The following is a 19,693-nucleotide window of genomic DNA, read 5'->3' on the forward strand; positions in this document are numbered from 1 at the left end:
AATAGGTTACCACCTGGTAGGTGACATTCGCGGTGACTGCTCTTATGATGTTGGAAACGGCATTGGAGGACACCCCCGTCCTCAGCGCCACTGGAGCAAATAGACGGACAACCGCATGGCGTCTGCGCCCCGGTCCCACAGCGAAACGGGAGGACGACGATCTCATGACCGACACGACACAAGAACAGCGCAAGACCAAGTCCGACGACTACGGACATCTCGAACCGCTGTTCGAGGAGCTCGAGCGACTCGAACTGGACGACCCTAGGCGGTCGGAGGTCAGGGACCAGCTCGTCACGGGTTACCTGCCGCTCGCGGAGCACATCGCCCGGCGGTACTCCGGCAAGGGCATCGCCAAGGACGACCTCGTCCAGGTGGCCTCCGTCGGCCTGATCCACGCCGTCGACCGCTTCGACCCGAGCAAGGGCTCGGACTTCCTCTCCTTCGCCGTCCCCACCGTCATGGGCGAGGTACGGCGACACTTCCGCGACACCACCTGGCCGATGCGGGTCCCCCGCCGCCTTCAGGAGCTGCGCCTCTCCCTCAACAACGCTGGCGCGGACCTCGCGCAGGAACTCGGCCGGCCCCCGACGGAGGCCGAACTCGCCGACCACCTCGGCATCACCGAGCGCGAGGTCGTCGAAGGACTCGAGGCGCGGCAGGCGTACCGGCCGGTCTCACTCGACGAGACCCCGTTCGACGACGACGGCCGGCTGCCGCTGGCCGAGACGATGGGCAGCGAGGACAGCGCGCTCGAACTGGTCGAGAACCACGAGTCGCTCGCCCCGCTCATCCAGGAGCTCCCCCAGCGCGAGCGCAAGATCCTGGCGCTGCGCTACTTCGGCGACATGACCCAGACGCAGATCGCCGAAGAGGTCGGCATCTCGCAGATGCACGTGTCCCGGCTGCTCAGCCGGACGCTGAACGAACTCAGGGAAGAACTCGCCGATTCCATGGACGGCTAGCGGGCTGAGGGCGGTGCGGGCCGGAACCGTCATTCGGGCCTGTTCTGCTCGAACCGAGGATCCTCCGGGCCGGAAACGATGCGTTTCCGGCCCGTTCGGTGTGCGCTGAACGCCAGGCGCCCGGGAGCCGCAGGTCGAACCGGGGCGTGGTCCCGCGGGGGCCGGTGTGGACGATGAACGGCTTCAGGGCCGGAAACGATGCGTTTCCGGCCCGTTCGGTGTGCGCTGAACGCTAGGCGCCCGGAAGGCGCAGGTAGAACCGGACCGTGGTCCCGCGGGGGCTGGTGTGGACCAGGAGCAGGTCGACGATCTGGTTCACGAGCACGAGCCCGCGGCCGTGGAACTGGTTGTCGTCGGTGGGCATGCGGCCCGCGAGCGGGTCGGTGATGTGGCCGGAGTCGCTGACCTCGCAGACGAGCTGCGACGGTTCGGTCCAGATCCGGAAGGTGCCGACGCCGCCGCCGTGCCAGATGCTGTTGGTCAGCAGCTCGGTGATCACGATCTCCAGGTCGACGAGCTGCGTGCTCGACATGCCGAGGGCGCGGCCGTATGAGGTGACGAACCAGCGCGCGTTGTCGAGCGTGTAGCGGTCGGCGGTGCGCTCGATGGCATGCTTCGGCGCGGGCGCGAGCGGCCGGTTGTACTGGTCGAGGATGCGGTCGGGGTCGTACTGGTCGCTCGGGTGGCGGCCGGTGCGGTCGATGAGCACCGGGTGGGTGGCCCGCGCGTCGGCGATGGCCTGCCGGCTCAGCCCCTCGGTGTCGTAGGGGCACAGCTTGGTGACGGGTCGGCCGTTGAAGGCGAGGTTGAGCAGGGCCTCGTGCTGGACGCACGCCGGGTACTCGATCTCGCTGCGGCCGGGCCAGATGGGCTCGCCGATGATGCGGATGCGGTGGCTGCCCTTGTGCGCGTCGACGAAGGAGCGCAGGACGCCGGGGATGATGCGGCCCGGGTTCGCGCCGGCGTCGGTCATGTCGATGAGCATGACCCGCTCGGCGTCGCGGCCGAGCGCACTGCGCAGGGACTCGAGGTTGTGCTTGGGGACGGCGGCGGCGACGGGTTCGTCGGCGCTGAGCGCCGCCTCGATGAACGGGACGGTGCCCTCCAGGTACTCGTCGCGCCCGGAGTAGAAGAGCGCCGGGTGCTCGAACCCCTCTTGCACCTCTGCGTGCTGTCGGGCGGTCGCTGCTGTCATCGCTCACCCTCGATCGATATGGCGCCCCTGGAATCGGGCCACAGAACCCGCATGACGCGCTGGAGGCCGGGCGGGGCGTCGTGTACGACGATCCGCCGTCCTCGGCTCAGGTTGTCCGCGATGTTCACGAGCAAGGTGACTCCTCGAACGTCGATGAAACGGAGTTCGCTGAGATGGACATGGGTCTCGGCCGCCAGGCCGGTCGCCCGCCGCAACGCTTGTTCCCAATCGTCGTGGCCGTTCAAATCTATCTCACCCGACACGGCGATGCCGTCCCTGTGACATTCGCAGTCGTCGATCTGCAATGGCCAGACGACTTCGGTTTCGGCGTCCGGCGAAGTGGTAACCGGTGACGGGTTGGACGGGCAGGACTTGCCGACCGCGGGTTCTGCCGTCACGACACCTCCCAATGGGTCACGAGTTCTCCGGCCGATGTTCTGACGAGGTTGCGCTGCCGAATGCTATCACCGGGGCTTGCGAGCCCCTTCGGCGTCGCCGCACCTCCCATCGGCCGGGAGGACCTTCTCGGGTCGGAGTGCCGGTCAACTCCTCCGCCGGGTCCGTCCGCCGCGCCGGGCCTCCTTCTCGGCCCGCTTCTTCTCGGAGTGGTGCTCGAGTGCGTACTCCAGTACCGCCTTGGCGACGGCCAGCCCGACGGTCCACGCCAGGCTTCTGATGATCACCATCATGGCGAAATCCTCCGATCACCGCATGTCCGGCTAGAGCATTCCCGATGCCGAAGCGCGTCAAACTCGACGTGATGCGGTCGGCCGGCGGTGCCGCGAGGGCGCCGCCGTGCCTGACTCGGCCGGGTGATGAACGAGGTGCGCCCGGACCGCGGGCGGGCGGCCAGTCGGCAGAGGCCCGGCCGCCGGTTCAGGGGTTCTCGGGCCGCTCGCGGATAGGAGGGCGACGTGCGCGGCCGCGCTAGCCGGCCGCGGCGACGGCGGCCGCGACGCCGTCGAGGAGCAGTTCCAGGCCGAAGCGGAAGTCCTCGCCGCCGGTGTCCTCCCCGGTGTCCTCGAGGAGACCGGAGCCGAAGAGCGCGGCCGCGTCGGGGAAGCGCTCGGGGTCGACCAGGCGGGCCATCGCGCGGCCGTACTCGCGCTCGGCGGCGGCCTGGTCGAGTCCGGTCCCCTTGCGGCCTTCGGCGAGCGACTGCGCGAGCTGCGCGGCGCTCGTCACGTGGCCGCTGACGACCATGAGCGCGCCGACCTTGGCGCCCCAGTCGAGGCCGGTGAGCCGGAGCGAGCGCAGACCGGCGTCGAACCAGTCGATCCCGTTGGGGCCGTTGGGCGGCCCCGAGAGCGGAACCTGCACGAGCCACGGATGCCGTTCGAAGACGCGCATCTGCTCGGTCGCCCACAGCCGGAGGCGCTCCCGCCACGGGCCGGTGCCGGCGAGTGCGTCCGGGACGGGCCCCTGGGCCGCGTCCCGCATGAGGTCGAGCAGTTCGTCCTTGGATCCGACGTGGCGGTAGAGGGACATCTTGGTCACGCCGAGGGACTCGGCGATGCGCGGGAGGGTGACGGCCGCGATGCCCTCGCGGTCGGCCAAGCCGACCGCGGCGTCCACGACGCGTCCCACGTCGAGCTTGGCCGGGCGGCCGAGCTTCGAATCGGGTGCGATGCGCCACAGCCGCGCCAGCTCGGGCGGCACGCGGTCCTGGTCCATGACCTGTCATTCCTCCGTTTCGTGCATCCCTGGGATGCGGGCCCATCATCGCACACCCATATAGTATCTCCCATATAGTATCCTGAAGACACTATCTTGATCCGCTCGAACGAAGGAACGACATGACCACCCCGACCGCCACCGCGCCGCCCGCCCGGCCCGGCACCGCCCGCGGCCCCGTCCGCCCCGGCGAGCGCGCCCTCGCCCCCGACCTCGCTCGCGGCGCGATGCTCCTGCTCATCGCCCTCGCCAACGCCGCCGGGTACTTCCTCGCCGGCGCTCCCGGCGTCGCGCCCGACGCCCAAGGCGCCGAGCGCGTCTACAACTTCCTCATGGTCGAACTCGTGCACGCCCGGGCGTTCCCGCTGTTCGCGATCCTCTTCGGCTACGGCCTGGTGCAGCTCTCGCGCCGCCAGGAGCAGTCCGGCGCCTCGCCCCGGCAGGTGCGGAACGTGCTGCTGCGCAGGGGCGCCGCGCTGTTCGCCCTCGGCGCGGTGCACGGAGTGCTGCTCTACTCGGGCGACTTCCTCGGGGCGTACGGCCTCATCTGCGTCCTGTTCACACTGCTGCTGCTCCAGCGGTCCGAGCGCGTCCACCGCTTCGCGCCCTGGTACGTCGCCGTCGGCGGGGTCTACGTGCTCGCGCTCGGGGTGATCGCCGCGATCGGCCTGGCCGGCGGCGGCAGCGGCGCCGCGATCTCGGTGTCCCCGTTCCCCTCTGCCGAGGCCGGCACCTATCTCGACTCGCTCGCCGAGCGGGCGGCCGAATGGCCCGTCCACACGGCGACGATCCTGCCGATGATCCTCATGGTGTGGGTCGGCGCCTGGGCCGCGCGGCACCGCATCCTCGAAGCCCCGCACGAGCACCTGACCCTGCTCCGCGCCACCGCGATCGGCGGATTCACCGTCGCGGTCGCCGGCGGGCTCCCGATGGCCCTGCTGAGCGCCGGGGCGATCGGCGTCGACGCCGACACCGCGGCCTCGGTCCGGTTGCTCTACGAGACCTCCGGGTTCTTCGGCGGCCTCGGTTACGCGGCCGTGTTCGGCCTGCTCGCGTACGCCTTCAGCCGCCGGCGCGCCAACGGCCCCGTGGTCACGGCCATCGCGGCACTTGGGCAGCGCTCGCTGACCGGTTACCTCTTCCAGTCGGTGGCGTGGCTGGCGCTCGCGGCGCCGTTCGCGCTGGCGCTGCCGGAGCGTTCGGACAGCCCGCTGCTCGTCTCGGGGGTGTGCGCGGTCCTGGTCTGGGCGCTCACCGTCGTCGCCGCGGACATCATGCGGCGCCTGCGGTACCGCGGTCCGGCCGAGCTGCTGCTGCGCCGGCTCGTTTACGCCCGCAAGGCAGGCGAGCGCTGACGCCGTCCTCCGGTCCCGAGGCCCGCCGGGCGACCGGCGGGCCTCACTTTCGTCAGGTGGACTTCGGTCGTTCGACAGATGCGGCCCCAGTCGGTCCGTCCGTAGCGTTGCCGGTGGAAACAGCACCAGGCATCGGAGGCCGAAATGAACACCGCACGCGCATGGATCCGCGACCACGCCCTGCCGCTAGGGGACCGGGGACCCGTCATCGAGGCCGCGAAGGCCGCCTCGGTGGTGGCCGTCGGAGAGAACACCCGCGAGTCCGCCGAGATCGACCGGCACCGCGTCGACCTCGTCAAGGCGCTGGTCGAGCAGGCCGGATACCGGATCGTCGTGATCCCCGACAGCGCCAACGTCGCCGAACGCATGGACGAGTACGTCCTCGGCAAACGCTCGGACCTGCGCGAAGTCGTCATGTCCGGCTGGCTGCCGAACCGGACCGAGGCGACGGCCGGGCTGCTCGAATGGGCCCGGTCGTTCAACGAGCGCAACGCCGGCGCGCCGGTCCGCGTGATCGGCAACGGCCCCTGGCAGACCGAGCCAGAGGACTACGACCGGGTGCTCGCATCCGCCCAACAGGCCGATCCCGCCTCGGCGGCGGCGATCCGCGAGCGTTACGACGTCATCCGCACCGCGCACGACGTCAACGAGCACATCCAGGTCCACCAGGGCACGCATCCGGGCCGCCCGTTCGCCGAACTCGCCGGTGAAGCCCTCGACCTGGTGCGGGTCCTGGCGCTGGAGCCCGGCGTCGTCGAGCTGGCCGAGCGGATCCTCGGCTTCCATGCGAACTCGGTCGCCGCGAAGCCCGACTTCGGGGAGGTCTCGAGGAGCATCGCGGAACGGATCATCGCCGCGCACGAGGAGACCGGGGAGAAGCTCGTCTACTTCGACGGGTTCGCACTGACCGGGGTCCTCTCCGGCGCCGAGGTGGCGGTGAACCCCGGCCGGCCCTTCGCGACCGCGGGGCGGCTCCTGCGGGACCGGTTCGGCGACGGGTACGTCTCCGTGCTCCTGGCGTTCGGGCACGGGACCATCCGCGGCGGACTGGAGATCCCGGAACCGGCGCAGGGCCATGTCGAACGGGCCTTTCTCGACAGCGGCGCCGACGAGGTCCTTGTGCCGCTCAGGGGCAGCGGCGACGGCGACTGGCCGAGCCGCGCGACCAGACTGCGGATCATCGCCGGGGTCTACGACCCGTCCGAGGACGAACGCCACGGCATCGACCTCCCGTCACTGCGGGATGCGGCGGACTTCGTGGGCTTCGTCCGCACCATCACCCAGACCCCACCGCTCGAGGAGGCCGCCGGCACTGCATAGCGGCAGCGGGCGGCCGCGCGGTGTTCGGCCGAGCCGGCATCACCGAGCGCCGAGACTGGCTGCGGCGCATAAAGCTCGGCATCGGCACCGCCGCGGGTGCTGCTCTCACCTCCTCGCGCCGAACACTCAATGTCGCTGCGGTACAAAGGAACTGATCGCGGCACGCGATGACAGAGGCGCTTGCGGCTGGAGTGGCATCGATCGTGTCGGGTTGCGGGGCGGTTGACCGATGGCTCGAGCCGCCGGTGGCGTCGGCCGCCCGGCGGTCCGCTCGCTCAGCGGACCGGGACCTCCAGGACGGTGGCGGCGACGCCGTCCTCATCGACCAGCCGCTCCTCGAGGGTGGGACCGGCGATCGCGAGGCCCTGGCGCCCAAGGAACGCGAGGAGCTCGGTTCCCGCGCGGACGAGATCGAGTTCCGGAGGGACGACCGTCCGGACCACTCTCCGAGCGGGCAGCGTGAGCGTCTCGCCGCCGGACCGTACGGGAACGGCGGCGGTGAATCCGCCGGCGGGGTGTCCGGTCAGCCAGGTGAGCAGGGCCTCCGGTTCCTCGCCGCACAGGGCGGCCAGTTCAGACGGGTGGCCGACGCGGACCCTGCGGATCCGCCACCGCCGCTCCCCCACCGCGGTCTCCTGCGGCAGGATCGCGGCTCCCGCCGCGAGACGGTCTTCGGCGGCGGCGAGCGCGGCGGTCTTGTCGGCGATGTCCCGTCGCAGGGCGTCGACCGCCTCGGCGAGCACGCCGTGCAGCTCGTCGTCGGAGGCGTCCACGACGTCGGCGATCTGCCGCAGCGACAGGCCGAGCCGCTGCAGTCCGCGGATGCGCTCGAGCCGCACGAGTTCGGCCGAGCCGTACCAGCGGTAACCGGTCTCGCGGCCCACTGCGGCCGGGACGAGCAGGCCGATCCGGTCGTAGTAGCGCAGGGTCCGCTCGGACACCCCGGCCATGCGCGCCAACTGCCCGATGCGCCACACGATCATGCACCTCCCGGCTTGACCTTCTCCCTGCGTCAGGGTTCTAGCGTCGCAGGCTATGACCACAGTGCACCACGTACCCCGCCCGGTCGGCGCGCTCCTCGCGGCCGCGATCGCGCTCATGATCGCCAGTGCCGCGATCGCCGTCCCTTCCGGCCTGACCCTCAACCCCGCCGACACGGCCGCGACGCTCGAAGCGGTCGACGCCCGGACCGGACTCCACCTCCTCGAGCTGGCACTGGACGCCCTGGGGTGGCTGGCGCTCACGGTCGCCGGACTCTCGTTGGCCGCCAACGCTGTGGAACACCAGTCGGCCGCGCTCGTCCCGGCCGGGCTCCTCGCGCTCGCCGGGGCGGCCGGGATGCTCCACGACGCAGGCAATCTCGCCGTCACCCAGCTCGCGGCGAACCGACATGAGGCAGCGGCGGCCGCGGTCCTGCTGACGGCTAAGTGGACGGTGAACCTCGCCGGTCTCCTGTGGTGCGCCGCAACGGTGACCGCGGCGCTCGTGCCACCGCTCGCCCGGCCCGTCGGGCGCGGCATGGCCGAACCGTCAACGCTCCGCCGCACCGGCCTGGCAGCCGCCGCCTCCGGCCTGATCGCGGTGGCCCTCCCCTGGACCACCGGCACCAGCGGGCCCGGGCCGGTCATCGAACAACTCGGGTATGCCCTGCACCTTCCGGTCATGGCCTGGTGGGCGGCCATCGCCTGGCGGATCCTCCGCCGCGCCCCCGCCGGGACTCGGTCGATCGGCGGCGCGGCCGCTCGCGAGCGCTGACATCACCAGAGCCGCATACGCTTCGGGCTCCCGCCACCACCCCGCAGCACCGCTGGGGCCCGGGACTGCGGCGATCCTCGTGTCAGGAAAGGCCGCCGAGAGCCGGGACTGCAACCCCAGACCGGTCACCGCCGAGTTCGGCGTGAACGCGAGGTGCAGGCTCGGGCCCAGGCGACCAGGAGGACGGCCGCCCGGTGCGTGTCCATGGCTACCAGCGGATGTGGATCGGGGTCTCGGGCGGGCCTTCGGCGAGGATCCGGCGGGTGAGGTCGGGGAGACCGCGGGGGAGGATCCTCGCCGGGGCGGCGTCCATGGCGTCGGGGTCGAGCCAGGCGTGGCCGGCGGGCGAGGCGTGGGCGGGCGACGTGAAGTCGAGGTCGGCGGCGGTGGCCCGGACGAGGAAGAACGTGTCGTCGGCGGCCACGAAGGCGCCGGTGTCGATGCGCTGCTGGAGGCTGTAGCAGGTGGCGACCGGGGCGCCGAGGTCCTCCGCGGCGATTCGGAGGCCGAGCTCTTCGAGCAGTTCGCGGGCGCCCGCTTCGGCCGGGGTCTCGCCGGGCTCGACGCCGCCGCCGGGCGTGTAGAAGTAGCGGTCGCCGACGTCGCGGATCGTCGCCTCCCGGTGGAAGAGCAGGACGCGGTCGTCGCGGTCGAGGACGAGGGCGCGAGCGGTTCGGCGGCGGATCGCCTTGGGGCCGGGGTCGTCCGGTTCGGGGCGGGCCGCAGTGGATCGCGGCGCTTCTGCGATGGTCATGGGACTCAGCGTAAACGCCATGTCCGACATGCGCTTGTTCGAACCGCGCGTCCGATTGCGGCGGCGGCCGCGCGACACGCTGCTCGCGGCGGCCGCGAAGGCACCCTTCGGCTAGCCTGTGCTGTCGAGCGCGTCCCCTCCGGAGAAAGGCCGATCCGCATGACCGAGCTGCTCTTGTCGGTGTTCGGCATCGCCGTGAACACCGCGGCCGTCGCGTACGTGGCGACGAGGCTGCTGGACGTGCGGTACACGGTGTGGCGGCTGATCGTGGTGAGCGTCTGCGGCTACGGCCTGATGCAGTACGGGCTGCTGCCGTCCCTGTTGGAGCCGTTCCGGTACCGCGAGCCCACATCGGAGGAGATGCCCGGGGCGTTCGCCCTGTGGGCGCTGGTCTTCGTGACCGCGCCGGTGATCGCGATGATCATGCTGGTGGTCTGGGAGGCGGTGATCCCGACCGGGGCGGTGCCGCCGGTCCGGACCTGGTTCAAGGGGCTGCGCACGAGGCTGCGCCGCACGCGCCGGTACCTCCAGATCCTCGCGATCGCCGGCCGGCACGGCCTCATCGGGCTGCTGCGCGGGCGCCGCCAGGCGGCGCAGGACGCCGAGATGGCGCGGGCGCTGCGCCTGGCCTTGGACGATGCCGGGGTCACGTTCGTGAAGCTCGGGCAGATCCTCTCGACGCGCCGCGACCTGCTCCCCGCCGTGTACATCGCGGAGCTGTCGAAGCTCCAGGACCAGGCGGCGCCGGTCCCGGGGACGAGCGCGGTGCGGCTGGTCGAGGCCGCTGCCGGCGCCCCGGTCGGCGAGGTGTTCGCCCGGTTCGACCCCGAACCGGTCGCGGCCGCGTCGATCGCGCAGGTCCACACCGCCGTGCTGCACGGCGGCGAGGCCGTCGTCGTCAAGGTCCGGCGGCCCGGCGCCGCGCAGGCCGTCGAGCGCGACCTCGACATCATCCGGCGCCTGGCCCGCAGCCTGGACCGGCACACCTCTTGGGGCCGTTCGATGGACGTCCTCGGGCTCGCCGACGGGTTCGCCGAGGCGCTGCGGGAGGAGGTCGACTTCACTGTGGAGGCCCGCAACCTCGCCCAGGTCGCGGCCGCGCACGACCGCCGCCGGGCCGAGGTCCGGGTTCCCCGGCCGTATGCGGACCTGTCCGACGAGCAGGTGCTGGTCATGGAGCGGCTGCAGGGCGTCCCGCTCGCGTCGGCCCGGCTCGGCGACCGCGGGCTCGACGGGCGCGACCTGGCCGCGGCGCTGCTGCGGGAGATGTTCGACGAGATCATGGTCGACGGCATCTTCCACGCCGACCCGCACCCGGGGAACCTCATGCTCCTCGACGACGACCGGATCGGCCTCATCGACTACGGGTCGGTCGGGCGGCTCGACCGGGAGCTCCGCGGCTCCTTCGAGGCGATCCTCCAGGCGGTCGACCGCCAGGACGGGCCGTCGCTCGCCGATGCGCTCGTCAGCGTCTCCACCCGCCCCGACGAGCTCGACCAGACCGGATTCGAACGGGCGCTCGGCTCGTTCATGGCCCGCCACCTCGTCCCCGGGGCGGCCCCGGGCATCCGGATGTTCACCGAGCTGTTCCGCATCATCGCGAAATACCGCATCGTGATCCCGCCCGAGCTCGCGGCCGTGTTCCGGACCCTCGCGACCTTGGAGGGGTGCCTGACCGCGATCGATCCGGGCTTCGACCTCATCGCCGAGGCCCGGAGCATCGGCCAGCGCTACGCCGAGCGGCGGCTGCGCCCCGCCGCCGTGCAGGACCTGGTCGTCGAGGAGCTCCACGACCTCCTGCCGGTGCTGCGCAAGCTCCCGCGCCGGTTCGACCGGCTGCTGGCCTCGGTCGAGTCGGGTCAGCTCTCGGTGAACTTCCGGCTCTTCGCGAAGTCGGAGGACCGGCGGACGGTGACCGCCTGGCTGCACCAGACGCTCCTGACGGTCCTCGCGGCCGCGGCGGGCGTGATGGCGGTGATGCTGCTGGGCACCGACAGCGGGCCCGCCCTCAACGCCGATTTCACGCTCTACCAGTTCTTCGGCCTGTCGCTGCTGCTCATCGCCTCGGTGATGGCGCTGCGCGTGCTGGCCGACATCTTCACGAAGCGGTCGCGGCAGGAGTGACCGGCGGCCCCTCGGGAGGGGCCGCCGGAACGCCGACCGGGGCCGGCGGGCCCTAGTCCCAGTCGTCGACGTGGACGTCGTTCGGGTGCGGTTCCCCCTTGCCGGTCTCCACGTACCGCTTGAGGCTCATGAGGAACGAGGCCCACTTGGTGGAGCAGTGGTGCATGAACTCGATCGGTTCGCGCCAGCCCTCGTGCTTGAACAGGACGATCGCCCAGTCCCCTTCCTGGCGGAGGTCCCAGTGGATGCGGGTGCCGATCCACTCGGGAGTCCCGCCCACGACCTCCCAGAGGACGCGGCTGCCCGGTTCGGACTCCTCGACCTTCATGTCGAAGCCGCCGCGCTCGAAGCGGAACGCGATCTCCTCCCCCGGTCCGGTGCCGCCGGTGGTGTCCTCGGTCCACCAGGCCCTGAGGCCGTCCAGGGTGGCGAGCGCCTGGTACGCCTCCGCTGCGGTGGCGTTCTCGATGCCGATGCGGTGCAGGATGTCGACCATTGCCTTGCTCCTTCGCTACTCGTTCTTCTCGTCGGTGCGTCTGGTGTTCTCGTCGTTGGTGCGCTGGATGGACTCGGCGATGCGCTTGATGCGGTCCATGCGCGAGTCCCATGCCGAGCCGACGGCGTTGAGCTGCCTGACGGCGCGGGCGAGCTGCTCGTCGTCGACGCGGTAGCGGCGTTCGCGGCCCGCGGTGCTCGCGTGCACGAGCCCGACCCGGTCGAGGACGGCGAGGTGCTTGGCGACGGCCTGGCGGGTGACCGGCAGGCGTTCGCTCAGGCTCGTCGCGGTGCCGTCGCCGTCGGCCAGGAGGAGGTCGATCATGCGGCGGCGGGTCGGGTCGCCGACCGCCGACCAGAGGTCGTCGTCGACCAGCGTGCTCATTGCGCGGCCTTGGCGGCGTACGCCGGGAGCCGCGACAGGAAGAAGTCCCATCCGGCGACGTGCTCGGCGTAGTTCTGGGCGACCACGGCCTCGCTCCAGCCGCGCTCGCGGAAGCCGGTCTCGGTCATGCGCAGGACCGTGCCGGCGCCTTCGGGCTCGAGCTCGAACGTGACCAGGAACGAGTTCCCGGGTGCGGCGTCCTCGCCTTCGGCGTGGGTCCAGCGGAAGGCGAACATCCGCGGGGGCTCGGCGTCGACGACCGTGAACTGCTCCCAGGCGACGCGGCCGCCGTCCTGGTGGAAGCCGATCCGGCCCGATTCGCCGGGGATCGGCGCGTACTCGGCCTCGTCGGGCCACCACGCTTTGAGGTGCTCGGGGCTGCTGACCACCTCGAAGACCACTTCGGGGGCGGCCTCGATGCGGATCTCCCGTTCGATCGCGCCGTATTCCGTGTCCATGTCCCACTCCTTTCGCAACCTTTGGTTGCTTGTAAACGTAGCAGGTTCCGGATCAACGCGCAACCTTTTGTTGCATGAACTCGGCACGGTAAGAAGGACGGATGCGCGCAAATGAAACCCCCGCAAGGCAGATCATCGCCTTCACCGGACTTCCGGGGACCGGAAAATCGACGCTCGCCGAGCGGCTCGCCCGGACCATCCGGACGCCCGCGTTCGCCGGCGACTGGATGCTCGGCGCGCTGACGCCCTACCGGATCCTCGGCGGCCTGGAGCGCGAGGCCTTCATCTCGCTGCACAACAACATCCTGGAGACGCTCGTCGTCCGCCAGCTCCTGCTCGACCAGTCGGCCATCACCGACTGCGTCCTGGACGACGAGACCGCGCGCAAATGGGCGGGCATCGCCGACGAGCACGGGGCGAGCCTGCGTGTCGTCGAATGCGTCTGCAGCGACATCGACCTGCACAAGTCGCGCGTCGACGGGCGGGTGCGCGGCATCCCGGGGTGGCACGAGATCGACTGGCAGCACGTCGAGAACATGCGCGTCGAGTTCCCGCAGCTCACGGTCGAGCGCCTGCAGGTCGACGCCGTCGAGCCGGTCGACGCCAATCTCAGGGCCGTGCTCGACTACCTCGGCTGACGGTCACTCTCGGCCGACGGTCACTTCCGAGGGTGGTCGGCGGTGCACCAGACTTCCGCGTCGGCGATGAACGCGCTCGACATCGGCTCGGTCGGATCCACCCGGGGCGCGCCCGCCAGGGGCGTGCCGCCGACCTCGATCACTCCTTCGCGGCACGGGATCCACACGGTGGAGAGGAGGTGCGGGACGCCGCCGAGGTCGTAGTCGTCCCTGCGGGTCAGGTAGCGCTCGATGGGGTCGGCGACCGTGACCGAGACGTCGGCGCCGGCGGCCTGGAAGCCGATGTCGAGGTCGAGGTCGAACGTGACCGGGGCGGGGGTGAACTCCGGTTCCGTCCACGGGATGGCGCCTTCGAGGCGCAGGTGCCGGTTGAACTCGTCGCCGAGCCACATCCCCAGGTCGCGGTCGGGCCCGATGATCCTGACCCGCCCGGGGACGGCGAGCACCAGCGCGTGCCCGCTGCCGCAGACGGACCAGTCCACCCGCCAGACGGAGGCGTAGGCGATCGGGCGGCCGTCGTCGAACAGGGTCACGCATGGGTTGGCGCCCATGAGAAGCAGGGTCATGCAAGGACTGTAGATCGAGCGTGGCGGGAGCGCGGTGTCGGTCCGCTTCAGTAGGGTGGCGCTGTGGCGAATGAATCGATGCGGCAGAACTGGGCCGAAAGCGCGGCCGGCTGGGTGGCGAACGAGGCGGTCTTCGACGCCGTGTTCACGCCCGTGACGGGTGCGATCCTCGAATCGGCGCGGCCGGAGAAAGGCTTGCGGGTGCTCGACGTCGGCTGCGGAACCGGGACGCTCCTGGCGAAGAGCACGGCCGCGGGGGCCGAGGCGGTCGGCGTGGACATCTCCGAGGGCATGGCCGCCGCCGCGCGCGAGCGCGTCCCCGAGGCCACGGTCCTGGTGGCCGACGCGCAGACCGCCGACCTGCTGCGCGAGGCGCCCGGGTCACCGTTCGACCGCGTCGTCTCGCGGTTCGGCGTCATGTTCTTCGAGGACTCGCAGGCCGCGTTCGCGAACCTGCGCCGCGCGACGGCCCCGGGCGCCCGGATGGTCTTCGCCTGCTGGCGGAGCCTCGATGAGAACCCGATGTTCAGCCTCGGATCCGCTCGCCTGGCCGAACGGCTCGACCCGAAGCCCGAGTCCCCCGCCGAAGGGGAGCCCGGCCCGGTCGCGTTCGCGGACTCCGGCCGGCTCGGCTCGCTGCTCGAGGGCGCCGGGTGGGGCGAGGTCCGGATCGACCCGCTCGACTTCACGTGCGACTACGGCTTCAACGGCACCGACGGCGTCGAGGAGCGGCTCGGGCAGATCCTCAGCGGCGGCGTCGGCCGCCTCGCCCAGGAGCAGCTCCGCCCCCGCGTCGGCGCCGACGAGTGGGAGTCCCTGCTGGACGAGGTCCGCGAGGAGCTGCGCCGCAACCGGGTCGACGGCGCCCTGCGCTTCCCCGGCGCGGTCTGGATCGTGAACGCGGTCAATCCCGCCTGAGCCGCGGCGGCCCCGCGGGGTCGTCCGCGGGCGGCGGAACGCCCCCGACTCGGGATCGGGGGCGGTTCGGGTCGCACCCGGCTACTCCGGGTCGGCGGGCATCGCCGACGGGTCGTAGGACATGAGCTCCCAGCTGTGGCCGTCCAGGTCGTCCACGGCTCGGCTGTAGAGCCAGCCCATGTCCTGCGCGGGCCGGGGCTCGGTACCGCCGGCGGCCACGGCCGCCTCGACCAGCCGGTTGACGTCCTCTTTGGACTCCGCGGCGAGGGCGTTGATCGCCTCGACGGGGCCGGAGGCGATCTCGCGCTTCGTGAAGTTCGCGAACTGCTCGTGGGTCATGAGCTGGACGGCGATCGTCTCGCCGAGGACGACCTGCGCCGAGGTCTCGTCGGTGAACTGCGGGTTGAGCGTGCCGCCGAGCGCCAGGTAGAACGCCTTGCTCGCTTCCAGGTCGGCGACGGGAAGGTTGATGTAGATCTGGGTGAAGGCCATCGGAGCGTCTCCTCGGTTCGTCCGGCCGGTCGTTCCGGCCTGATACGAATCTACGGCCGCACCTCGGCATCGGTCTTGTACAGAAGCGACAGCACCTCGCCGGGCGCCGGCCGCTGGAGCTGCGTGGCCTTGCGGCCCACGAAGCGGGCCATGGAGCGGGCGAGATGGGGCTGGTCGTGGTAGCCGACGAGGTGCACGACGTCGGCGGCGGCCGTGCCCTGGCGCAGCAGCATCGCGGCCTGCCGGGCCCGCTCGATCTGCCGGATCGCCCCCTGCGTCAGGCCCGTCGCGGCGGCGACGCGGCGCTGCACGGACCGGGGCGTGACCAGCAGCGGCGTGTCGCCGGCGAGGACGTCGGCGACGAGCGGGTCCCGCACGAGCAGCCCCGCGCGGACGAGGCGGTCGACGAAGGTCTCCGCGTTCTCGTAGCCGGGGATCTCCCACTCGTCGCCTTCGAGGACGAACGTCCGCGACGTCGCGTGCGGGCTCATGACGCTGGTGTCGACGAGGCCGGCGACGGGGAGGTTCCGCAGGTAGGCGCCGTGCCGGAAGACGACGCCGATCGCGGCGTCCATCGCGCCGCCGATGGGCACGACGGTCGGGCGGGTCTCGGGCCCGCGCACCGACACGTTCGTGACCCCGTCCTCGGTCCAGGCGATGAGCTCCCAGTTCGAGTTCGCCACGGACACCATCCGCTCGGGCGGGGGCGTACCGGGGGCGCCGTCCTCGGTCACCTGGTAGACGCGCTCGACGTAGGGGGAGTCGGACGGCCGGTGGTCGAGGCCGGGAACGTCATCGGGCAGGTCGTGGGCCACGCCACCGATCGTACCGGCGCCGGGTCAGGAGGCGTCCTCGGTGATGCGGGTGGCCGCGGTCCAGTCGAGCAGCCACTGCGGGACCTCGAGCGAGGCGGGGAAGCCGCCGGCGAGCCGCTCGAGCTCGTCGTGGTCGACCGATCCGCCGCCGCGCTTGAGGAAGCGGGTGCGCACGTACGCCTGGGCGTACACGGTGGTCCCGGCGCGGAACGTCTGCTCGATGTAGCCCCACCGCTCGTCGAATCCGACGACCCGGGTGTGGACCTCGAAGCGCTGACCCGGCTGGAGGGACCTGCGGTAGGTGATGGTCTGGCCGGCGACGACCGGGTACCAGCCCTGCCGGCGCATCCTTCCGAGGAAGCCCGACCGGAGCATCAGGTCGAGTCGGCCGACGTCCATGATCGTGAGGTACTTGCCGTTGGTCATGTGCCCGAGCGGGTCGAGGTCGGTCGGCACCACCCGGAACGGGGTCACGGCCGTGTCCCACAGTCCGATCGGCCCGCGCCGCCGCGAGCGCAGCCACAGCCCCAGCAGTCGGAAGTACAGGTTCATCAACTCACCACCGGACGTCGAAGCACATCAAGTTACCCGACAGTAGCAAGTCGCGGCGCGGTCCGGCAGCCGCATCGCGGCTATCGCAGCGGCTCGCGACCGGGGCCGGGCCAGATCGACAGGGCCCACGCCTGGAGGCGCCGCCAGTCGTCGGGATGCGCCCATTTGGGCTTGGCGTCGATCGCCTCGTACGCCCGGCGGTGGTGCCGCCAGACGTAGACCCGCTCGTCGGTCGCCACGACGGCGTCGCCGGGATGGAGGTCGATGAGCTTCTGGGTGAAGAGGCGCTCGCGCCAGGTCACGGGGACGAGGCAGATCCCGGCGGTGTTGACGATCAGGTGCTTGACGCCGAAGCGCGTCAACGTGTACACGAGGATGCCGGGGAACGCGGTGAAGGGCACGGCGACGAGCAGCGCCGGAAGGTCGCCGAGCGCGACGAGTGCGAGGAACGGCAGCGTCGGGACGAAGACGATACCGCCGAGCAGGTTCGCGGTCCTCGGCGCGAACCGTACGGTGACGGTCTGGGCCCACGGCGGCGCGGTCGCGGTGGTTCGGTGCGGTGCGATTCGCCGATGATATGCGGACTCTGCGACGTGCGCGGTCCTCGCGAGCGCCCTTCACGTCGCCGTCCCGGCCTCGCCATCGCGACCGCGTCGCCGACCACCGGGAAACCGCCACCGGCTCCACAAGGCAGTCTGCCTCAGCTCACGCTTGCGCCCCACGTCGTCGACTCGCCCGCCGGGGCGATGCGCTGCGGGACGTTCCACGGGTTGTCGTCGCGCAGCGGCGCCGGGAGGACGTCCTCGGGGGCGTTCTGGTAGGCGACGGCGCGGACGAAGCGGGCGATCGCGGCCGTGCCGACGCTCGTGCCGCCGGAGGTCGTCGCGGGCCAGGGGCCGCCGTGCCGCATCGCGGGCGTGACCGCTACGCCGGTGGGCCAGCCGTCGAAGAGGACGCGGCCGGCGCGTCGCGCGGCGGCTCGGACGAGCCGGGTCACGTCGTCGCCGTCGGTCCGGTGGACCGCGACCGTGAGCTCGCCTTCGAACAGCGACTCGAGGAGGTCGGCGTAATCGGTGCCGGCGGGCGACTCGACGAGGATCGTGACGGGGCCGAAGCACTCGCCGAGGAGCGCGTCCGGGTGCGGGCGGAAGTCGTCGAGGGCGACGGCGGCGATCGTCGGCGTCACCCAGCCCTGGCCGTCGTCGTCGAAGCGGACCGATCCCGGCGCGACGAGGCGGACGCCCTCGACCGAGAGGATCGCCTCGCGCCCGTGGCGGTAGCCGGCGGCGATGCGCGGGTCGAGCATGCGGTGCTCCTCCATCGCGGCGGCGCCCGCGATCGCCGCGTCGAGACCGTGGTCGGCGGGGAGGAACACGAGGCCGGGCTTGGTGCAGAGCTGCCCGGCCGAGCCGCCGACGCTCGCGGCGAGGCCCGCGGCGAACTCGGGGCCCCGCGCGGCGATCGCGGCGGACGTGGCGAAGACGGGGTTGACGCTGCCGAGTTCGCCGTAGAACGGGATCGGCGCCGGGCGGGCGGCGGCGATGTCCGCCAGCAGGCGGCCGACGCGCAGCGAGCCGGTGAACGACGCGGCCTTCACTAGCGGGTGCTTGAGCATCGCGACCCCCTCGTCCTGGCCCTCGATCAGTTGCAGTGTGCCCGTAGGGAGCCCGGCGCCCTCGAGTGCGGCGGCGCCGATCTCGGCGGTGCGTGCGGCGAGGCGCGGGTGGCCCGGGTGGGCCTTCACGATGACGGGGTTGCCCGCGGCCAGCGCCGAGGCGGTGTCGCCGCCCGCGACGGAGAACGCGAACGGGAAGTTGCCCGCGGCGAAGTTGAGGACGGGCCCGATGGGCTCGTTGCCGCTGCGCACGTCGGGCCGGGGGCCGAGCGCGAAGTCGGGGTCGGCGCGGTCGATCCGCACGTCGAGGTAGGCGCCGTCGACGACGGTGTCGGCGAAGAGCCGCAGCTGGACGGCGGTGCGCTTGAGTTCGCCGCGCAGCCGTGCCTCGGTGAGGCCGGTCTCGTCCATCGCGATCGCCACCAGGTCGTCGGCGTGCTCGAGGAGAGCGTCGGCGAGGGCGACGAGCGCCTTGGCGCGCACGGCGGGAGCGAGGTCGGCGAGTGCGGGCGCGGCGGCGTCCGCGGTCTCGGCGACGGCGTCGATCTGGTCCATCTGCTCTCCTAGAACTGGAATCCGGTCGGGAACGGGTCGGTCGGGTCGAGCGTGTACTGGGCGGTGCCGGTGATCCAGGCGCGGCCGGTGACGGTGGGGACGACCGCGGGCCGGTCCCCCACGGACGTCTCGGCGATGAGGCGCCCGATGAAGCGGGAGCCGATGAACGACTCGTTGACGAAGTCGGTGTCGAGGGCGAGCTCGCCGCGGGCCCACAGTTCGGCCATGCGGGCCGAGGTGCCGGTGCCGCAAGGGGACCGGTCGAACCATCCTGGGTGGATCGCCATGGCGTGCCGCGAGTGCGCGGCGGTCGAGCCCGGGGCGATGAACTCGACGTGGTGGCAGTGGTCGAGGCCGGCGATGTGGGGGTGCACGGGCGGGGCGGTCGCGTTGATCGCGTCCATGACGGCCAGTCCGGCGGCGAGGATCTCCTGCTGCCGCGAGCGGTCGAACGGCAGGCCGACGTCGTCGAGGTTCACCATGGCGTAGAAGTTGCCGCCGAAGGCCATCGAGTAGGGCACGGTGCCGAGGCCGGGGACCTCGACGCTCGTGTCGAGGGCCTCCACATAGCTCGGGACGTTCTCGATGGTCACCGACTCGGCGCGGCCGTCGCGCACCGCGACGCGGGCCGTGACGGGTCCGGCGGGCGTGTCGAGGCGGATCTCGGTGACGGGCTCGACGACGTCGACCATGCCGGTCTCGACCAGGACGGTGGCCACGCCGATCGTGCCGTGCCCGCACATCGGCAGGCACCCGGACACCTCGATGTAGACGACGCCCCAGTCGCAGTCGGGGCGGGTCGGCGGCTGGAGGATCGCGCCGCTCATGGCCGCGTGGCCGCGCGGCTCGTTCATCAGGAACAGCCGCAGGTCGTCGAGGTGGGCGATGAAGTGGAGGCGCTTGTCGTTCATGGTCGCGCCGGGGATGACGCCGACGCCGCCGGTGACGACACGGGTCGGCATGCCCTCGGTGTGCGAGTCGACGGCGCTGATGAGCCGGTTCGTTCTCATGTTCGTCCTTCCGCTTGGCGCCCTGTACGGCCGCGACCGTACAGGGCGGGGG

General features: G+C 71.7%; 23 protein-coding genes. 7 read left to right on the forward strand and 16 right to left on the reverse strand.

Annotation, left to right across the window (positions count from 1 at the left end; genetic code table 11):
- Positions 1–164: 164 nt before the first annotated feature.
- The gene (locus tag GFD30_RS20180) at positions 165–965 is read left to right on the forward strand and encodes an RNA polymerase sigma factor SigF (RefSeq protein ID WP_153026986.1); all 801 of its coding nucleotides are present in this window, start codon (positions 165–167) and stop codon (positions 963–965) included.
- 232 nt (positions 966–1,197) lie between these two features.
- On the opposite strand, the gene GFD30_RS20185 is transcribed toward GFD30_RS20180, so the two are convergent.
- From GFD30_RS20185 to GFD30_RS20200, 4 genes are all read right to left on the reverse strand, one after another.
- Positions 1,198–2,160 (reverse strand): anti-sigma factor RsbA family regulatory protein, encoded by a 963-nt coding sequence (locus tag GFD30_RS20185; protein WP_153026987.1) that lies wholly within the window; start codon positions 2,158–2,160, stop codon positions 1,198–1,200.
- Positions 2,157–2,558: an STAS domain-containing protein gene (locus tag GFD30_RS20190; RefSeq protein WP_194202035.1), complete on the reverse strand. Its 402-nt coding sequence runs from the start codon at positions 2,556–2,558 to the stop codon at positions 2,157–2,159. Before GFD30_RS20190 ends, GFD30_RS20185 begins: the two co-directional genes overlap by 4 nt.
- A gap of 144 nt (positions 2,559–2,702) precedes the next feature.
- The gene (locus GFD30_RS20195) at positions 2,703–2,849 is read right to left on the reverse strand and encodes a hypothetical protein (protein ID WP_153026989.1); all 147 of its coding nucleotides are present in this window, start codon (positions 2,847–2,849) and stop codon (positions 2,703–2,705) included.
- A gap of 238 nt (positions 2,850–3,087) precedes the next feature.
- Complete coding sequence (locus GFD30_RS20200) at positions 3,088–3,834, reverse strand: TetR/AcrR family transcriptional regulator (protein WP_153026990.1); 747 nt, start codon at positions 3,832–3,834, stop codon at positions 3,088–3,090.
- A gap of 122 nt (positions 3,835–3,956) precedes the next feature.
- Here GFD30_RS20200 and GFD30_RS20205 point away from each other — a divergent pair, with 122 nt between their 5' ends.
- Positions 3,957–5,189: a DUF418 domain-containing protein gene (locus GFD30_RS20205; RefSeq protein WP_153026991.1), complete on the forward strand. Its 1,233-nt coding sequence runs from the start codon at positions 3,957–3,959 to the stop codon at positions 5,187–5,189.
- Positions 5,190–5,333: 144 nt separating this feature from the next.
- A complete protein-coding gene (locus GFD30_RS20210; protein WP_153026992.1) occupies positions 5,334–6,509 on the forward strand; it encodes an erythromycin esterase family protein in 1,176 nt (391 codons plus the stop codon).
- Positions 6,510–6,784: 275 nt separating this feature from the next.
- On the opposite strand, the gene GFD30_RS20215 is transcribed toward GFD30_RS20210, so the two are convergent.
- A complete protein-coding gene (locus tag GFD30_RS20215) occupies positions 6,785–7,492 on the reverse strand; it encodes a MerR family transcriptional regulator (RefSeq protein WP_194202036.1) in 708 nt (235 codons plus the stop codon).
- Positions 7,493–7,544: 52 nt separating this feature from the next.
- On the opposite strand from GFD30_RS20215, the gene GFD30_RS20220 reads away from it, so the two are divergent.
- Positions 7,545–8,264 carry a hypothetical protein gene (locus GFD30_RS20220; protein WP_153026994.1) on the forward strand — a complete coding sequence of 240 codons (720 nt, stop codon included), beginning with the start codon at positions 7,545–7,547 and terminating at the stop codon, positions 8,262–8,264.
- 208 nt (positions 8,265–8,472) lie between these two features.
- On the opposite strand, the gene GFD30_RS20225 is transcribed toward GFD30_RS20220, so the two are convergent.
- The gene (locus tag GFD30_RS20225) at positions 8,473–9,018 is read right to left on the reverse strand and encodes an NUDIX hydrolase (RefSeq protein ID WP_153026995.1); all 546 of its coding nucleotides are present in this window, start codon (positions 9,016–9,018) and stop codon (positions 8,473–8,475) included.
- A gap of 159 nt (positions 9,019–9,177) precedes the next feature.
- Between GFD30_RS20225 and GFD30_RS20230 the strand changes: the two genes are divergently transcribed.
- Positions 9,178–11,142 carry an ABC1 kinase family protein gene (locus GFD30_RS20230; protein ID WP_153026996.1) on the forward strand — a complete coding sequence of 655 codons (1,965 nt, stop codon included), beginning with the start codon at positions 9,178–9,180 and terminating at the stop codon, positions 11,140–11,142.
- 52 nt (positions 11,143–11,194) lie between these two features.
- On the opposite strand, the gene GFD30_RS20235 is transcribed toward GFD30_RS20230, so the two are convergent.
- From GFD30_RS20235 to GFD30_RS20245, 3 genes are read right to left on the reverse strand one after another with little or no spacing between them, the layout of a single operon-like run.
- Entirely contained in the window at positions 11,195–11,638 is a 444-nt protein-coding gene (locus tag GFD30_RS20235; protein WP_153026997.1) for an SRPBCC family protein, read from the reverse strand.
- Positions 11,639–11,653: 15 nt separating this feature from the next.
- Positions 11,654–12,022 carry an ArsR/SmtB family transcription factor gene (locus GFD30_RS20240; RefSeq protein WP_153026998.1) on the reverse strand — a complete coding sequence of 123 codons (369 nt, stop codon included), beginning with the start codon at positions 12,020–12,022 and terminating at the stop codon, positions 11,654–11,656.
- Complete coding sequence (locus tag GFD30_RS20245; RefSeq protein ID WP_153026999.1) at positions 12,019–12,480, reverse strand: SRPBCC domain-containing protein; 462 nt, start codon at positions 12,478–12,480, stop codon at positions 12,019–12,021. Before GFD30_RS20245 ends, GFD30_RS20240 begins: the two co-directional genes overlap by 4 nt.
- Positions 12,481–12,581: 101 nt before the next feature.
- Between GFD30_RS20245 and GFD30_RS20250 the strand changes: the two genes are divergently transcribed.
- Complete coding sequence (locus GFD30_RS20250) at positions 12,582–13,118, forward strand: AAA family ATPase (protein ID WP_153027000.1); 537 nt, start codon at positions 12,582–12,584, stop codon at positions 13,116–13,118.
- A gap of 20 nt (positions 13,119–13,138) precedes the next feature.
- Here the strand turns inward: GFD30_RS20250 and GFD30_RS20255 are convergent, their stop codons facing one another.
- On the reverse strand, positions 13,139–13,684 hold the full coding sequence (locus GFD30_RS20255) for a hypothetical protein (protein WP_153027001.1): 546 nt from the start codon (positions 13,682–13,684) through the stop codon (positions 13,139–13,141).
- A 63-nt stretch (positions 13,685–13,747) separates the two neighbouring features.
- On the opposite strand from GFD30_RS20255, the gene GFD30_RS20260 reads away from it, so the two are divergent.
- Positions 13,748–14,602 (forward strand): class I SAM-dependent methyltransferase, encoded by an 855-nt coding sequence (locus GFD30_RS20260; RefSeq protein WP_322633450.1) that lies wholly within the window; start codon positions 13,748–13,750, stop codon positions 14,600–14,602.
- 81 nt (positions 14,603–14,683) lie between these two features.
- On the opposite strand, the gene GFD30_RS20265 is transcribed toward GFD30_RS20260, so the two are convergent.
- From GFD30_RS20265 to GFD30_RS20290, 6 genes are all read right to left on the reverse strand, one after another.
- Complete coding sequence (locus GFD30_RS20265; protein WP_153027002.1) at positions 14,684–15,094, reverse strand: VOC family protein; 411 nt, start codon at positions 15,092–15,094, stop codon at positions 14,684–14,686.
- A 50-nt stretch (positions 15,095–15,144) separates the two neighbouring features.
- Positions 15,145–15,909 carry a helix-turn-helix domain-containing protein gene (locus GFD30_RS20270; RefSeq protein WP_227996732.1) on the reverse strand — a complete coding sequence of 255 codons (765 nt, stop codon included), beginning with the start codon at positions 15,907–15,909 and terminating at the stop codon, positions 15,145–15,147.
- 24 nt (positions 15,910–15,933) lie between these two features.
- Positions 15,934–16,461 (reverse strand): acyl-CoA thioesterase, encoded by a 528-nt coding sequence (locus GFD30_RS20275; RefSeq protein WP_153027003.1) that lies wholly within the window; start codon positions 16,459–16,461, stop codon positions 15,934–15,936.
- Between the two features lie 80 nt (positions 16,462–16,541).
- A complete protein-coding gene (locus GFD30_RS20280; protein ID WP_153027004.1) occupies positions 16,542–16,862 on the reverse strand; it encodes a hypothetical protein in 321 nt (106 codons plus the stop codon).
- 299 nt (positions 16,863–17,161) lie between these two features.
- Positions 17,162–18,631 carry an aldehyde dehydrogenase family protein gene (locus tag GFD30_RS20285; RefSeq protein WP_153027005.1) on the reverse strand — a complete coding sequence of 490 codons (1,470 nt, stop codon included), beginning with the start codon at positions 18,629–18,631 and terminating at the stop codon, positions 17,162–17,164.
- Between the two features lie 8 nt (positions 18,632–18,639).
- Positions 18,640–19,641, reverse strand: coding sequence for a proline racemase family protein (locus tag GFD30_RS20290; RefSeq protein WP_153027006.1), 1,002 nt, complete (start codon positions 19,639–19,641; stop codon positions 18,640–18,642).
- Between the last annotated feature and the right edge of the window lie 52 nt (positions 19,642–19,693).

The sequence above is a fragment of the Glycomyces albidus genome, from assembly GCF_009451885.1.
Classification (GTDB): Bacteria; Actinomycetota; Actinomycetes; order Mycobacteriales; family Micromonosporaceae; genus Glycomyces; species Glycomyces albidus.

Excerpts from the sequence above, each read along its gene's own strand:
- GFD30_RS20180 (WP_153026986.1), top strand. The coding sequence starts at position 165 with ATGACCGACACGACACAAGAACAGCGCAAGACCAAGTCCGACGACTAC.
- GFD30_RS20185 (WP_153026987.1), bottom strand. The coding sequence starts at position 2,160 with ATGACAGCAGCGACCGCCCGACAGCACGCAGAGGTGCAAGAGGGGTTC.
- GFD30_RS20195 (WP_153026989.1), bottom strand. The coding sequence starts at position 2,849 with ATGATGGTGATCATCAGAAGCCTGGCGTGGACCGTCGGGCTGGCCGTC.
- GFD30_RS20200 (WP_153026990.1), bottom strand. The coding sequence starts at position 3,834 with ATGGACCAGGACCGCGTGCCGCCCGAGCTGGCGCGGCTGTGGCGCATC.
- GFD30_RS20205 (WP_153026991.1), top strand. The coding sequence starts at position 3,957 with ATGACCACCCCGACCGCCACCGCGCCGCCCGCCCGGCCCGGCACCGCC.
- GFD30_RS20210 (WP_153026992.1), top strand. The coding sequence starts at position 5,334 with ATGAACACCGCACGCGCATGGATCCGCGACCACGCCCTGCCGCTAGGG.
- GFD30_RS20215 (WP_194202036.1), bottom strand. The coding sequence starts at position 7,492 with ATGATCGTGTGGCGCATCGGGCAGTTGGCGCGCATGGCCGGGGTGTCC.
- GFD30_RS20220 (WP_153026994.1), top strand. The coding sequence starts at position 7,545 with ATGACCACAGTGCACCACGTACCCCGCCCGGTCGGCGCGCTCCTCGCG.
- GFD30_RS20225 (WP_153026995.1), bottom strand. The coding sequence starts at position 9,018 with ATGACCATCGCAGAAGCGCCGCGATCCACTGCGGCCCGCCCCGAACCG.
- GFD30_RS20230 (WP_153026996.1), top strand. The coding sequence starts at position 9,178 with ATGACCGAGCTGCTCTTGTCGGTGTTCGGCATCGCCGTGAACACCGCG.
- GFD30_RS20235 (WP_153026997.1), bottom strand. The coding sequence starts at position 11,638 with ATGGTCGACATCCTGCACCGCATCGGCATCGAGAACGCCACCGCAGCG.
- GFD30_RS20240 (WP_153026998.1), bottom strand. The coding sequence starts at position 12,022 with ATGAGCACGCTGGTCGACGACGACCTCTGGTCGGCGGTCGGCGACCCG.
- GFD30_RS20245 (WP_153026999.1), bottom strand. The coding sequence starts at position 12,480 with ATGGACACGGAATACGGCGCGATCGAACGGGAGATCCGCATCGAGGCC.
- GFD30_RS20250 (WP_153027000.1), top strand. The coding sequence starts at position 12,582 with ATGCGCGCAAATGAAACCCCCGCAAGGCAGATCATCGCCTTCACCGGA.
- GFD30_RS20255 (WP_153027001.1), bottom strand. The coding sequence starts at position 13,684 with ATGACCCTGCTTCTCATGGGCGCCAACCCATGCGTGACCCTGTTCGAC.
- GFD30_RS20265 (WP_153027002.1), bottom strand. The coding sequence starts at position 15,094 with ATGGCCTTCACCCAGATCTACATCAACCTTCCCGTCGCCGACCTGGAA.
- GFD30_RS20275 (WP_153027003.1), bottom strand. The coding sequence starts at position 16,461 with ATGAACCTGTACTTCCGACTGCTGGGGCTGTGGCTGCGCTCGCGGCGG.
- GFD30_RS20285 (WP_153027005.1), bottom strand. The coding sequence starts at position 18,631 with ATGGACCAGATCGACGCCGTCGCCGAGACCGCGGACGCCGCCGCGCCC.
- GFD30_RS20290 (WP_153027006.1), bottom strand. The coding sequence starts at position 19,641 with ATGAGAACGAACCGGCTCATCAGCGCCGTCGACTCGCACACCGAGGGC.